Annotated in this window: 15 protein-coding genes; 5 read left to right on the forward strand and 10 right to left on the reverse strand. The window is 61.4% G+C overall.

The features are described from left to right. Nucleotides 1-413: hypothetical protein (locus ACLPJJ_RS00035; protein WP_443588573.1), on the reverse strand; the 413-nt coding region annotated here is incomplete at its 3' end. A 98-nt stretch (nucleotides 414-511) separates the two neighbouring features. On the opposite strand from ACLPJJ_RS00035, the gene ACLPJJ_RS00040 reads away from it, so the two are divergent. The 4 genes from ACLPJJ_RS00040 (at nucleotide 512) to ACLPJJ_RS00055 (ending at nucleotide 3,855) form a co-directional block, all read left to right on the forward strand. After that, nucleotides 512-1,153, forward strand: a complete 642-nt coding sequence (locus ACLPJJ_RS00040) for a histidine phosphatase family protein (protein ID WP_443588574.1) — start codon at nucleotides 512-514, stop codon at nucleotides 1,151-1,153. A gap of 353 nt (nucleotides 1,154-1,506) precedes the next feature. After that, nucleotides 1,507-1,908: a hypothetical protein gene (locus ACLPJJ_RS00045; RefSeq protein WP_443588576.1), complete on the forward strand. Its 402-nt coding sequence runs from the start codon at nucleotides 1,507-1,509 to the stop codon at nucleotides 1,906-1,908. A 31-nt stretch (nucleotides 1,909-1,939) separates the two neighbouring features. Then, nucleotides 1,940-3,043, forward strand: a complete 1,104-nt coding sequence (locus ACLPJJ_RS00050; RefSeq protein WP_443588577.1) for a patatin-like phospholipase family protein — start codon at nucleotides 1,940-1,942, stop codon at nucleotides 3,041-3,043. Between the two features lie 35 nt (nucleotides 3,044-3,078). Then, on the forward strand, nucleotides 3,079-3,855 hold the full coding sequence (locus ACLPJJ_RS00055; RefSeq protein ID WP_443588578.1) for an acetoacetate decarboxylase: 777 nt from the start codon (nucleotides 3,079-3,081) through the stop codon (nucleotides 3,853-3,855). Between the two features lie 29 nt (nucleotides 3,856-3,884). On the opposite strand, the gene ACLPJJ_RS00060 is transcribed toward ACLPJJ_RS00055, so the two are convergent. Genes ACLPJJ_RS00060 through ACLPJJ_RS00095 form a run of 8 tightly spaced genes read right to left on the reverse strand, consistent with a single transcriptional unit; the run spans nucleotide 3,885 to nucleotide 10,581 of the window. Then, on the reverse strand, nucleotides 3,885-4,580 hold the full coding sequence (locus tag ACLPJJ_RS00060; protein WP_443588579.1) for a glycosyltransferase family 2 protein: 696 nt from the start codon (nucleotides 4,578-4,580) through the stop codon (nucleotides 3,885-3,887). A gap of 5 nt (nucleotides 4,581-4,585) precedes the next feature. Further along, a complete protein-coding gene (locus ACLPJJ_RS00065) occupies nucleotides 4,586-5,638 on the reverse strand; it encodes a radical SAM/SPASM domain-containing protein (RefSeq protein ID WP_443588581.1) in 1,053 nt (350 codons plus the stop codon). After that, nucleotides 5,635-6,993, reverse strand: coding sequence for a hypothetical protein (locus ACLPJJ_RS00070; RefSeq protein ID WP_443588583.1), 1,359 nt, complete (start codon nucleotides 6,991-6,993; stop codon nucleotides 5,635-5,637). The genes ACLPJJ_RS00065 and ACLPJJ_RS00070 overlap by 4 nt, the downstream gene beginning before the upstream one ends. Then, nucleotides 6,993-7,778 (reverse strand): TIGR04282 family arsenosugar biosynthesis glycosyltransferase, encoded by a 786-nt coding sequence (locus ACLPJJ_RS00075; RefSeq protein ID WP_443588584.1) that lies wholly within the window; start codon nucleotides 7,776-7,778, stop codon nucleotides 6,993-6,995. The genes ACLPJJ_RS00070 and ACLPJJ_RS00075 overlap by 1 nt, the downstream gene beginning before the upstream one ends. Before the next feature lie 3 nt (nucleotides 7,779-7,781). Further along, nucleotides 7,782-8,543, reverse strand: coding sequence for a molybdopterin-dependent oxidoreductase (locus tag ACLPJJ_RS00080; RefSeq protein ID WP_443588586.1), 762 nt, complete (start codon nucleotides 8,541-8,543; stop codon nucleotides 7,782-7,784). Further along, entirely contained in the window at nucleotides 8,530-9,228 is a 699-nt protein-coding gene (locus ACLPJJ_RS00085) for a cytochrome b/b6 domain-containing protein (RefSeq protein WP_443588587.1), read from the reverse strand. Before ACLPJJ_RS00085 ends, ACLPJJ_RS00080 begins: the two co-directional genes overlap by 14 nt. Continuing rightward, nucleotides 9,225-9,926 carry a molybdate ABC transporter substrate-binding protein gene (locus tag ACLPJJ_RS00090; protein ID WP_443588589.1) on the reverse strand — a complete coding sequence of 234 codons (702 nt, stop codon included), beginning with the start codon at nucleotides 9,924-9,926 and terminating at the stop codon, nucleotides 9,225-9,227. The genes ACLPJJ_RS00085 and ACLPJJ_RS00090 overlap by 4 nt, the downstream gene beginning before the upstream one ends. 7 nt (nucleotides 9,927-9,933) lie before the next feature. Further along, a complete protein-coding gene (locus ACLPJJ_RS00095) occupies nucleotides 9,934-10,581 on the reverse strand; it encodes a hypothetical protein (protein ID WP_443588591.1) in 648 nt (215 codons plus the stop codon). A gap of 896 nt (nucleotides 10,582-11,477) precedes the next feature. On the opposite strand from ACLPJJ_RS00095, the gene ACLPJJ_RS00100 reads away from it, so the two are divergent. Further along, entirely contained in the window at nucleotides 11,478-12,668 is a 1,191-nt protein-coding gene (locus ACLPJJ_RS00100; RefSeq protein WP_443588593.1) for a GGDEF domain-containing protein, read from the forward strand. A gap of 191 nt (nucleotides 12,669-12,859) precedes the next feature. Here the strand turns inward: ACLPJJ_RS00100 and ACLPJJ_RS00105 are convergent, their stop codons facing one another. Continuing rightward, nucleotides 12,860-13,006 (reverse strand): hypothetical protein, encoded by a 147-nt coding sequence (locus tag ACLPJJ_RS00105; RefSeq protein WP_443588595.1) that lies wholly within the window; start codon nucleotides 13,004-13,006, stop codon nucleotides 12,860-12,862. Between the last annotated feature and the right edge of the window lie 151 nt (nucleotides 13,007-13,157).

The following is a 13,157-nucleotide window of genomic DNA, read 5'->3' on the forward strand; positions in this document are numbered from 1 at the left end:
TCGCAATGATCTCCTCGGGCTTGTAAATCTTCCGCGGCATAATCCACCTCCAAAATAAAACTACACAAAAGGTGGATCGCTTCTAAGGGGGCAGACCACCACCAGCCGGCGGATGGCGTCAGGCGGCGTGTAGGAGGCAAAACGGCCACACATGCCGACAGGTTACACCATTTCGAGAGGACGCGGGCATCCCGCATCTCCGATCGCGGCGGACAGCGGGAGCGGCTCAGCTTAACTCCGCGTCGACCGTAAGGGGCCAAGCCTTCGTCGGCAGCTTTGCGCCCATAGTAGCCCTCGCGGAGCCACAGCCGCTTACTCAAAGCGGCCGTTACCCGGCACCGCTCCGGGTGGCCAAAATGGGCGCATTCGTGAACAGCACTTTCCGCAGCCTGCTGTTTGGTGGCGTCACGCAATATACATATCCTGGCACGTTCCGACTTGCCAATGCTGATGCGGCATTGAACCATCAGACCAACCGGGCTTTCCCGCCCCTGAAATATGGAGGATAGCGATGGATCCATTTACACTTATTCTCGTTCGTCACGGCCATGTCGAAGGCATTCATCCCGCGCGCTTTCGTGGCCAGATCGATCTTCCACTCACCGAACTCGGCCACAAACAGGCTGCCATTACCGCCCGGTTCATTGCATCCCAATGGTCGGCCACGGCTATCTATGCGAGCCCCCTTGGCAGATCCATGGACACCGCAAAGGCGATTGCGGCGGCACAAGGCATATCCGTGCAGCCGCTGCCCCAGCTCATCGATATTAACTATGGGAAATGGCAAGGCCGAACACGCGACGAGGTCGAGGAAACTGAGCCTGAGCGCTTCAAAGCCTGGATGGAACAGCCGCACTTAACCATCATCGACGGGGCGGAGACACTTCAAGATGTCCAGGCGCGGTTAGCGAGAACATTGGATGAAATGCGAAGGACACACCCTCAAGGTACAGTCATCGCGGTCGGTCACGATAGTACGAATCGTGTTTTCCTCTCCATGGGGCTGGGTCTGTCTCTCGCAAGCTATTGGCATCTACAACAGGATCCATGTGCGATTAATGTCCTACGATTCGGTGCCGACGGGTGTCATGTGGTCACGATGAATGAGACGGCCCATCTTGCTGAAATTCACGCTCACGGTACAGCGCCGTGATCAGATTTCGTCCCTGAAGCCGAACATTTGGTCTGAATGTCCCCTCTGAGGTCGGGTAATCTGCGGCCACACGACCAACAAGCATCTCCTTGGGATCGGTACCTGCCATCGGCAATTTTTATGAATGAACGCCGCTTGTTCGAGTTAATACTCCAAAGATGGTGTATCACGGCGGCTTGGGCTCGATATGAGATCTGGTGTAAATCGGCGCCACGCTGTGACCCCATAAAACGCAGCCAAATCTGATAGTTGACGCGCCGATAGGCTTCGGAACCCCTCGCCGATTTACATCCGGAGTTGCGGCGTCGCCTGCCGCGCGCTGGTTGAATACCCAATCTGACCGGACCGGGCGGGTGATCGTCGATGCGCGGCTGCACCCGGACAACGATCCGCATGTGTTCGTTGTCGGGGATACAGCGAGCTGCCCCGGCCCCGATGGCAAGCCGCTGCCAGGGATTGCGCTCGTGGCCAAGCAGCAGGGCCAGTGGGTGGGCCGGGCGATCGCGGGACGGGCATTGCCTGAACCCTTTGTTTACCATCACGCAGGCTTTGTGGCGACGATTGGCCGAGATGCTGCCGTGGCTGATTTTGGCCGGGTTCGCCTCGCGGGCTTCTTCGCCTGGGTGCTGTGGTGTATCGCCCATGTCTATTTCCTGATCGGCTTTCGTAACCGCTTATCTGTGGCGCTCAGCTGGGGGTGGGCGTATACGACCTACCAGCGCGGCGCCCGCCTGATTACGGGCGCGGACATGTAAATGGACACCTTTTAGAGGGGGAAGTTCCATCATGACAAAACACGAAACGGCAAAATACGGACAAATTGTGCTTGTCTTTCAGGGCGGCGGCGCCTTGGGGGCCTATCAGGCGGGCGTCTATCAGGCCCTTCATGAGGCGGGGATCGAACCCGACTGGGTGATCGGCACCTCGATCGGCGCGATTAATGCCGCTCTGATCGCGGGCAACGCGCCGGCTGACCGGCTCGAGCGGCTCGAGGCATTCTGGCATAGGGTGGAATACCCTTTGCCGGCCGACACCATGGCCGTGCTGCCTGGTTGTACCCCGATGTCCCGGCTGCTGACGATGCTCTACGGGTTGCCAGCGTTCTTTGAGCCTAACCCAATGACCTTGATGGGTAACGCTTGGCCCCTTGGTGCGGAGAATGCGGGGCACTATTCCACGGCGCCGTTGCGCCGGACCCTTACTGAATTGGTCGATTTCGATCGGATCAACCGGCATGAGACCCGCATTTCGGTGGGCGCGGCGAATGTCTGTACCAGCCAAATGCATTACTTCGATAGCCGTGACCAGGAGTTTCGTGTCGAGCATGTGATGGCCTCAGGCGCGTTGCCGCCGGCCTTTCCAGCGGTACGCGTTGATGGCGAACTTTACTGGGATGGCGGCATTCTCTCCAACACCCCGCTCGAAGCGATCTTCGATGATAATCCGCGGCGTAGTGCGCTGGTGTTTTCGGTCCATGTCTGGAACCCCGATGGACAAGAGCCTGTTACACTCGGTCAGGTGCTCAACCGCCAGAAGGACGTGCAGTTCGCGTCCCGCTCGCGCACCCAGATTGCGCGGCAAAAGCAGATCCACAAGCTGCGGCACGTCATCGCCAATCTGAGCCAGCGTCTGCCAGAAGCCGAGCGTGCCAGCAACGAGGTTGCCGAGTTGGCAAGCTACGGTTGCGTCACCCAGATGCACGTGGTGGCTCTGGTGGCACCAGCCCTGCCGAACGAAGACAACACAAAGGATATTGATTTTAGTACCGGTGGCATACGCGACCGCTGGGAGGCCGGCTACGCCCAGACCAAGGCTGCGATCGCACAAGCGCCCTGGGCCGCGCCGACCGATCCGCTCGAAGGGGTAATCCTGCACCGCTTTACACCGTAAGTTGTTCGTTGCGCTCTCTAAAAAGGATACCGCACATGAAGATCGCCGATGTCTTGAACGTGCCTTCGATGCCGATCGCCTCGCCCTCTTACCCTTGCGGTCCATACCGATTTGTTGACCGTGAATATATGATCCTGACCTATCTGTCCGACCCGGAGGCGATCCGCGAAGCCTTGCCCGAGCCGTTGGAGTCCGACGGCAGTAACACCGTGTTGTTTGAGGTGATCCGGATGCCGGATTCCGCGGGGTTCGGGGATTATACCGAATCGGGAATCGTGATTCCCTCTCTGCTGAACGGCGAACCCGTAAATTTCACGGCGCAGATGTATCTCGACGATGAACCGCCGATTGCCGGCGGGCGAGAGATCTGGGGCTTTCCGAAAAAACATGGCGCACCAGAGCTTGCCGTGATCCACGATACGTTAACGGGCAAGGTGTCCTATGCCGATACCTTGGTTGCGGTAGCGACCATGGGCTACAAGCACCAGCACATCCTCTACGATGTCGATGGGCAGAAACAGTGCAGCAGCGCGTCGATCGTCAAAAAAATGAGCAAAACGCAGGTAAATCTCAAGATCATTCCTGATGCTGACGGTACGCAGGCCATCTGTCAGCTGGTTGGCTATAATCTGACAGATATACAAGTTAAGGGAGGCTGGTCGGGGCCGGCGCGTTTGCAATTACACGCTCACGTTAACGCCCCGCTCGCTGACCTGCCCGTACGCAAGGTGCTTGGCGGCGTACATTTCATTGCCGATCTGACCCTGCCCTACGGACGCGTGCTGCATGATTATTTGAAGGCCCCCATTTAAGAAAAGGCCCGGACCTCGTCCAGTCTCACTCACGCGCCGCCCGTGAAGGCGAGGCGGGTGAAGGCAGCCAGAATGCGCCATGAGGCGCGGACGGTGCCGCGCAGGGAGCCCGCCACCTTGGGTGCGCCGCCTGCGCGGCAGCGATAGGGCAAGGGCAGCTCGAGCACGCTCATGCCCAGGCGGGCCACCTTGAACTGCATCTCAATGTTCCAGCCGTAGGTCATCTCGCGCATGGCCAGGCGCTCCAGCGCGGCGCGGCGAATGGCACGGTAGGCGCACATGTCAGTATAGTGCACCCCCGTGAGGTACCCGATGGCAAAGCCGAGCGCGTGGCCAGCGAACACCTGGTGCGCGCTCATTGACCCCCGTTCGCGCAGCTCTTTGACCCTGGAAGCGATGACGAAATCATGTGTACCGGCGCGCAGCGGTGCTATGAGTTGTCCGATGAGATCGGCGCGGTCTGCGCCATCGCCGTCCATGAAGACGATGATGTCACATTCAGGGGACGCGGCGGCGGCCGCAGCAGCGCAGGCCCGGCCGTAGCCGCGCTCGCGCACGTCCAGCACGCGCGCACCGGCCAGGCTTGCAGCCTCCTGTGTGCCGTCCGTGCTGCCGCTATCGGCCACAATGATTTCATTGACGACGTCTTTGGGCAGTTCGGCGATCACGGCGCCGATCGCCTCGGCCTCGTTGAGGGTGGGGATGATAACGGCAACACCAGCCATGGCCGTCACAGGCTCCAGCGCAAGCCGCAGTGTTGGCAGGGCTTGGGGGGAGCGTCCGAGAGCAGGGCGCGGCGGAACTCCCGGTAGGCCGGCCCGTTCCAGATCTCGCGCAAGCTCTGCTGGGTCGCGTCGCCCAGCGTGTAATTCTCATAGCCGCGCGCCGAGAAGGGGGCGATGCAGCAAGGCAGCGCGCGGCCATGCGCGGTGAAATACATCAGCGACCAGGGACGGCGGCAGGTGGCCCAGGGCCGCTCCTCAGCTTGCGGCTTCAGGCTGAGGCCGGGCTCCGTTGCGCCGGAGGCATTCAGGCGCACCCCCAGAGCGGTCGCGATCTCATGCGCCGCGTTGATGGCTTGCTCCTCCTCGGCCTGTGCCTGGGCGAACAGGGCAGATGCGGCCCGGGCCAAGCCGAACCCCTCCTCATCGAAGACAAGCCGTTGCAAATGCACTTCCCTGACGCCGATCTTGGCCGCGAGGCGGACGAAATCCGGCAACTGGCCGATCGTCTCCTTGAGCCCGGTGAGCCACATCGAAACCAGGGGTTTGGTGGCGCCCAGCTCCGCCTGCAGGGCAGTAAACGAGGAAATGTTGCGGACGATGCGGTTGAAAAAATCCTTGCCGCGGACGGCCAAAAACGTCTTGGCGTCGGCGGCGTCGAGCGAGACGCGCAGTTCATCCAGCCCGGTCTCGATCAGCTCCCGCTGCTTGCGCGGCGTCAGCAGCGTGCCGTTAGTGTTGAACAACGTGTAGATGCCGCGCGCTTTCAGGTGGCGGATCATCTCGGGCAGGTTTTTCACCAGCATCGGCTCGCCGACGCCATGCATCACGACGCGGGCGATGTTGGGCACTTGATCGATGATGGAGGTGAACAGCTCCCAGCTCATATCGGCCGGCGCCTCGAGCTCCTCGAAGGTGCGCGGACAGGTTTCGCAGAGCAGGTTGCAGCGGTTGGTGACTTCTAGATATAGGCAGACAGGCGGCGTTTTGGCTTCGGCGTGGCGCTCCGCGTCCACGGCGTCGAAATAGCGGCGCGGGTCTTTCAGTGCCGTCAGGGTCATGTCTTTGCTCCTTCGGTGGCTTTCAAGCGCCACAGCCCAAACGTTAATTTTGCGCCACATAAATCCCACGCCGCCAGAAGCACGAACGGGACATACAAAAAGGACGGCCAGAACAGCTTCAAATGCACTGGGTTTAAATAGAGAAGCGGGCTGGCGGTTGCGAGGTACAAAATGCTTGGAAAAGGCGCCACGCAGGCGGGGATGAGCAGCCAAGCATAGTACCAGGGATAATGCGGCGAGAGGCCGGCCATGCCGAGCCCGCCCAGCACCAGAGCGGCGATGCACAAGGTTCGCGTGGCTGGCATTTGGTTTTGCAGGCGCAGGCCCAAGCCGAGGAGAAGTGCAGCGAGACAGGCCAGGTAGAGTTTGGCGGCAAAGCCGGGCAAGGGCAGGACCTGCCCCAGGGCGGAGAGGAAGAACAGGCCCTGACCGTCGGCTATGCCCTCCTGGTGGCCATAGCCGCCCAGGAAGCCGAACACGCCGGCCCCCACGTCAAGGTACGGGAGATAGAACAGCACCAGCAGCGCCGCGAAAATGGCCGCGAAACGCCAGTCCCACCGGCGCCATAAAACCGGCGCCCAGAGCAGCGGCAAGAATTTGGCCAGCACGGCGCAGGCCAGGGAGGTGGCACTAAAGCCCGGGCGGTTGGTGCAAGCCGCCAGCAAGGCCAGCGCTGCAAAACAGATCACGATGGCATCGACATGGCCGGAACTGGCGAATTCCCAGACGGGCAGCGGGTTCCAGGCATAAATGAGCACACGCGAGCGCGGCAGCGCGGCGGCATCGAGCAGGTGCAGCATCGCCCAAATCCCGATGCCTTCCAGCGCCACCATGGCCAGCTTCATACCGAAGACCGGAGGCAGCAGCAGGCTCTTGGCCAGGAAGGCGGCGGCAAAAAAAATCAACTCCGCGGCGGGCGGGTAGATGGTGTGGGCGTAATTGGCGCGGTTGATGTTGGGGAACACCACGGTGTCGCGCAGGAAGCTCAGCTGTGCATCGGCGGGGACGTAGCGGTAGGGGTTGATGCCAGCAGCTTGCACCCAGCCGTCCCAGATGTAGCGGTACATGTCGTTGGACAGGAAAGGCTGGGCGCCGAGCACGATGAGCCGGAAGGCGAGCGCGCCGCCAAGGATGATCCATACGGCCGCGCGGCCGGGACGGGCCCAGAGAACGAGCGCCACCGCGGCGGCATAGATGAGCCCCTGGATGCCGGCGAGGATAACGAAATGGGTCACTGCCGCGCCATAGCCGATGCCAAATACGCCGGGGATCGGCTGCGGCAAGGTCAGGCCCACGGCCATGAGACCAGCGAGCAGCAGGAAGCACAAGACGAGCAGTAGATCGGTGCGAGTCATTATGTCACGTCAGTGGCGGCAGACAGGCCCAGGCGCTGCAGGCAGGCGCGGGTCGCCGGGGCGGCAAAGGGGGCGCTGGCGGCGGGGGGGCTGGCAAGTTCCGCCACCAGACGCTCCAGCGCCGCGGCGTCATCGACATCGTACCAGACGGGCAAGGTCAACAGTTCCAGCCCGATTTCCCCGGCGCGGGCGATGGTTTGCGCCGCCACGATATCGGTGCTCCAGCGAATATCGGCGAACATATGCGCATGCGCCTGCTTCAGACCCAGCAAATAATAGCCGCCATCATCGGCCGGGCCGAGCACAGCGCGATCGCCAGGCAGCGCCAGCAGCCGCGCGGCTTCGGCGAGGTAGGAGGTGGGCAGGGTCGGGCCATCGGAATTGACGACGCAAGCCGAGGCGTAGCCGCGTTCCAGCAGCGCCCGGATGGCATGCAGAAGGCACCGGCCGAAACCCTGCACCTGGGGCGGCATATCCGGATGGCCATCGGCCAGCACCAGCCGGGTGGTGGCGGCCAGATGCCCATCGAACAAATGTTCGCTCCCTGCGGGGGCGAAGGCGGCCCAGGCGTGAATTGGCGCGCTTTGCCCAGCCGCCACAATATTTTCGGTGGTGTCGCGCAGAAAAGCGGCGCTTAGCGCAGCCGCCTGCTCGGGCGCAAGAGGCGGCGTAAGACGGGTTTTGGCGCAGCCTGGCTGCGGCGCCTTGGCCATGACGGCGACGGCGCAATGCGACGCATTTTCATTTCGAGCCAGGGCGAGGTCCGGCAACTGGACATCGCGCATGGCTCAGACCCCGCTGAACCAGTTATAGCCGCGATCGGCCCAGAAGCTGCCGGGATAGCGGTTGGTGACGTACAGCGCCGTGACATATTTCGGATTCTTGAAGCCAAGCTTGGTCGGAATGCGGATTTTGAAGGGAAACCCGTATTCAGTCGGTAGAATCTGGTCCGAGAGCTGGAACGCCATGATGGTCTGCGGGTGCAGGGCTGTCGGCATATCAATGCTCTCGTAATAGCCATCGGCACAGACAAAGCCGACATATTTGGCGGTAAGATCAGCGCCGACACGTTCCAGGAAGGTGCGCAGCGGCGTGCCCGTCCATTTGCCGATCATGCTCCAGCCTTCGACGCAGACATGACGCGTGACCTGGCTTTTTTGCGGCAAGGCATAGAGCTGGGGCACGGTCCAGGCGGTCTTGTTGTTGATCAGCCCCGCGAGCTCAAGCTTGTAGTCAGCAGCCTTGATCACCGGCGCATCGTACGGATGATACCAGGCATTATAGCGGAAATTTTTCACCGCCATGCTCTCGGGATATTCCGGTGCCAGCCTGGTGCCGGAGAAAAGCGCCTCCTGGACAAAATTATTCCAGCGCGAGACAACGGCGAAGACTTTTTGCACCGTGTCGCTATCGCTGATGTCACAGCCGGTGAGCAGCGTGAGCGCGCCCAAGCTCATGCCCGTGCCGAGGAATTTGCGGCGGTCGACATCTACCGTGAATTTTTTCGCGGGCGGGAGAATGATCTTTGGCTTTTTATCATTCACCGGCATGGGGCACCTCGGCTGCGGTATGGATGGGTTCGGCGGCACGGCCAAGCACCATGGCAACCAATGTTTTGGGCACGATGGCGACGAGCGTGACATGCACGATGATGAACAGGCAGATCCCCGTCATGAACAGGAAATGGATGACACGCGCCGCCGGGTAGCCGCCGAAGCACCAGGTGAGCCAGCTCAGCTGCACCGGCTTCCAGATCGCAAGGCCGGAGAGAATCATCATCAACACTGAGAACAGCGCGAACCAATACGCGGCGCGCTGCACCGCGTTATACTCGCCCAGCCGGTGCGGCAAGCGGAAGGTGAGTGCGGCAAGGAGATCATTGAAAATCCGGCGCGGCGAGACCGGCAGGTAGTCGCGCCGGAAATGGCCCGAGATGATGCCGTGTGCGAGGAACAGCAGGTAGCTCGCCAGCAGCAGCCACAGCCCGGTAAAATGCCAGTTGAGCGCATTGGCAACACCAGGGTCCATATGCGCGATTTTCGACTCCATTGGGTCGCCGCCCAGAGTCGCCCAGATCGGAAAACGGTATTCCCCGAAAATCGGTACGGAATTATAAATCCGCCAACCGCTGCCGATCATGATGATGATGGCCAAAGCTTGCAGCCAGTGCGCGATGCGCAGGACCAGCGGGTGCTCCTGGATATCATGCGTAGCCGGGGTTGGTTTCGTTTTCATGTCACGGCCTCCAGGCCAGCTTGGCGCAACAAAGCGGCGCCGCCGGAGCTGCTGATCAGCCCCACAAGGGCCCGCGCATTGGGGCTGACGGCCTTTGCATTCACCGCGACTGAATAGGTTGTTAGGGTCGGATCGGCGGTCAGGGTGGCGAGCACTGTCAGGCGCGGGTCGGCCAGCGCATCGGTGCGGTAGATGAGGGCGATGTCCACCACATGGGTGGTGACCAGAAAGGCGGCATCGCCGGTATTGGCCGTCCCCATGACATTGCCGCTGGCCAAACCGTTGGAGGCGAGCACGGCCCGCCCGTCCAGCGCCGAGGCCACTGTATCATCGGTCACCGCGATCTTGCTCCCCGCCACCAGCTGCGCCAACGCCGCCGCATTGGCCGGCGCGGGAAAGCGTCCAGCCAGGCCGGCCAGCACCAGCGCGTTGGCAAAACCGTTTGTGCGCGTGCTGAGGACCACGAACCTGGCCTGAACCGCCTGGTCCATGGCGGTGCTCAGGGTGAACAGCACATCGTTGCGTGTATGACGCTGGATTTGCGCCAGCATCCCCGCCGCTACGGCGCTGAGCACGGCGACCGGCGCGCCGAGCTGGGCGCGGGCAATGGGGGCGAAGGCGCGCAGGGCCGGGGCCAGGGTCGGGTCGCAGAAGACCGTGACGCCGGGCGGGATGCTATTTGCCGGGGCGGTGCTCATCTCTGCCTCACGAAACCAGCGCGTGGAGTGAGACGAGGCGTGAGCCCGGGGCAAAGACCGGGCGCGTGCGCAGCAGATAATCGAGCCCTAGGCTGCGCCCCGCGCCATCGGCCGCGAACATGCCATGCGCGCACATGATGCCGACATAGGTCCAGACCCATTCGGTGGGATCGTTATAGAGGCCGACCAGCAGGTTGAGGATGAACAAGGCCGCGATCACCCCGGTGAAGCGCACGGCAAATCCCAAGGCCAGAGAGGTCGCGAAAAACACTTCCAGCAGACAGACCGGCGGCTGCACGAGCGCGATATTGTTCAGCAAAAACTGCATGATATCGGCATGCCATTGGAAGGAACTGTAAGTGACGCAACTGGTCAGCCAGTCCTTGAACCCATGCGCGACGGGCCAGGGCATTTTCCACAACGTGCCAAGATACCACATGCCGGCCGAGAGGAAGCGCATGGAAAAGACGAAAAAATGCCTCGCCGTGCGCTGCTCAGGCACCCGCGCCCAGCAATAGCCGGCCACGGCCAAGCCGCCGCAAAACATCGCCCAAGCCATGGCGACGGTGAACCAGCGGAATGAGCCGAGCGCCAACTGGTCGTGAATTTGCCCGGTCATGACCTGATAGAATGAATGGATCGGATTATCGCGCACGATGGTTTCTCCGATTTTACAATCCGTGCTTTTCGTCGCGCCGCCGCCAGCTATAATTTAACACAGCGGAACGGCGCAGGCACGTATTATTTCGGTGACGATTGCACCCCGCCGGTAAGGGAAAGCTAGATTGCGAGCGGGGCAGTGTCGAGGCATCATTTCAATGCCTTCTGGGCATTGGTGCAGGCGGTCATTGGGGCTGTGCAAGGGCCTGCCGTATGCTCAGACTGTCGCCCACACCGCTCACGGAGAGCTCGATGCCCGCCTCAGTCAGGCGCTCGGTGTACCTGATGGACACGTTAGGTTGAATGTCCGCACTATGCCCATGAAAGCCGAGAGCAGACGGTCCCCTATCGGCCCGGTCCAGCTAAACTGGTCCTTCGGCTCTGCGCGCACCTCAGACATCGGAGCGGCATTAGCCGTGTCTCGAGAGCGGACATTCATATCATTAAAAAAATAAGTAGTGTCGAGCGTGCCTCACCTTCAGACTACGAATCTGAGGGGCAGGAGTTCGAATCTCTTCGGACGCGCCACGAAATTCCTTGAAAAATCAAGCGCAAGAGGGCCGGTCGGCGACGACCGGCATGTTGTCGTTTTGGGGCAGTCCCACTGCATTCTCCCGCGTTGGCCGCATTTCGCCGGCGGTCGCCCGGTGGGACGCACACCTCGGCACCACCCAACTGCTGTTGCAGCGCCCAGGGCCCCGGCGGAAAAGGTTTTCGCCGGTGCCACCCGCCTAACGCAGCTGGAGGAGCTCGCCGGGCAACTCTGACCTAGGCGCCCTTCACCGCTCGACGGCATCCTTACAGTCACACAATGTTAACGTGGTGCAATGTTTGATTGTAGACTAAGAGCGGCTCGGTGCCCGTTAGGGCTACTTGCAACGAAGTTACATGATGACCCTGGACCCAAAGACTCTATTGCTTGCCATGCTGCTGGTTGTGTCGCTGCTAGGGGCCGCTTGCGTGCCGATGTGGCTGCAGGACCGAAGCCAGAAGGTCTTGTTGTGGATGACGGCCGCCTGCGCGTTGTTCTCTCTCGGCATGGTCGGCCGTGTGGCGCTGCCATTTTTGCCCGCGATCACCCTTGGCAACGCGCTGGTGTTCCTCTCTTACAGCATGACCTGGAGCGGCTGCCGGACCCTGCGCCTGCGCCCGCCCCGACGAAAGCTGATCGTCGTGCCGGCGGCGATCTGGCTGGTGCTGTGCCTCATCCCCACCTTCCGCGGCAATATCGATCTGCGGATTGCCACCAGCGGGCTGATGATCGTGGCGCAGATCCTGGTGACGATGCGGGAAATCTGGCTGATGGGACCGGGGGGGCGCATCATCCGCGCCTGGCTGCTGCTGTTGTTCGGCTTCCAGGCCGTGACGAACCTGTGGCGTGCGCTCCCGCTACTGTTTCATGTCCACACCGGCAACACCTCGTTCGGCGCCATGCCGGGGATCGTGCCGATCATGATCGGCGCCCTGATCTTCACCATCCTGCTCGCCTTCGGGCTGATCGCCCTGAGCAAGGAACTCTCCGACACGCATCACCGCCAGGCGGCCCGCAGCGACTTCATGACCGGCGTCGCCAACCGGCGCCATTTCGAGGAAAGTCTGCAGCGGCATTTCGACCGGGCAACCAAGAACGGCCGGGACCTTTCGTTGATCATGATCGATGCCGATGACTTCAAGGCCTACAATGACCTTTACGGTCATCCGGCGGGTGACAAGTGCCTGCAGGCGCTGTCCAACGTGTTTCTCGCAACCTGTCGATCGAGCGACGTAGTTAGCCGCTATGGCGGCGAGGAATTCGTCATCCTGCTCCCCAATACGAACGCCCGCGTCGCACATGCGGTCGCCAACCGCTTACTGACTGGAGTGCGCGAGTTGCGGCTGAAACATGCCAAGCGGCCTAACGGCGTCGTCACGGTCAGCCTTGGCGTTGCCTCCCTGCCGCCAGAGGCCAACCAAATGACACCTTCAGACCTGCTGGAGGCTGCCGACCGGGCTTTGTATCGCGCCAAGCAAAAGGGGCGCGACCGGGTTTGCCAGGCGGCCAACGAACGCGAGCCTCTCGTGCTATCGCACACCAGCCGCTAGCGAGCGGTCCTCCTATGAGCACCGCTACGCTTCGGCCGGTCATAAAAAATTGAGGAAGGAAGGGAGGCGTGTAGGCGCCACCCTTCCTTTCAAACTGCCAGCACCTACAGCGCGATCCAGGCTTTCCGCCGCCAGTACTGAGCTGAAAATTTGGGATCGATGGTTGGAATCTCCCTTAAGGAAGAAATTTGTCACGGTGCAAAAATCGTGCAGACCGTGTGAAAACTGCCGATTTTGACGACCTTGGTGCTGCCCATGTCCGTCTGGGCGTGGTTATGGCGCCCTGGGACGAACAGCCCGAAGCCCAAAATCTTCTGGCTGGCGAGGCTGCGCGCCATATAGCCCCTTCAACGGGTCGGCAAAACGCCGACTGTCGGCTGGTCAGGCCCTTAACGCGGCCATCAACCCGGTAAAGCCGACAATATTGAGCACCCGTCTGAGATTATAGGCGAGCGCGGTCAAGCTGAATTCGGCGCGAACCTTCTCCAG

Source organism: Acidocella sp. (genome assembly GCF_052326845.1).
Lineage (GTDB): Bacteria > Pseudomonadota > Alphaproteobacteria > Acetobacterales > Acetobacteraceae > Acidocella.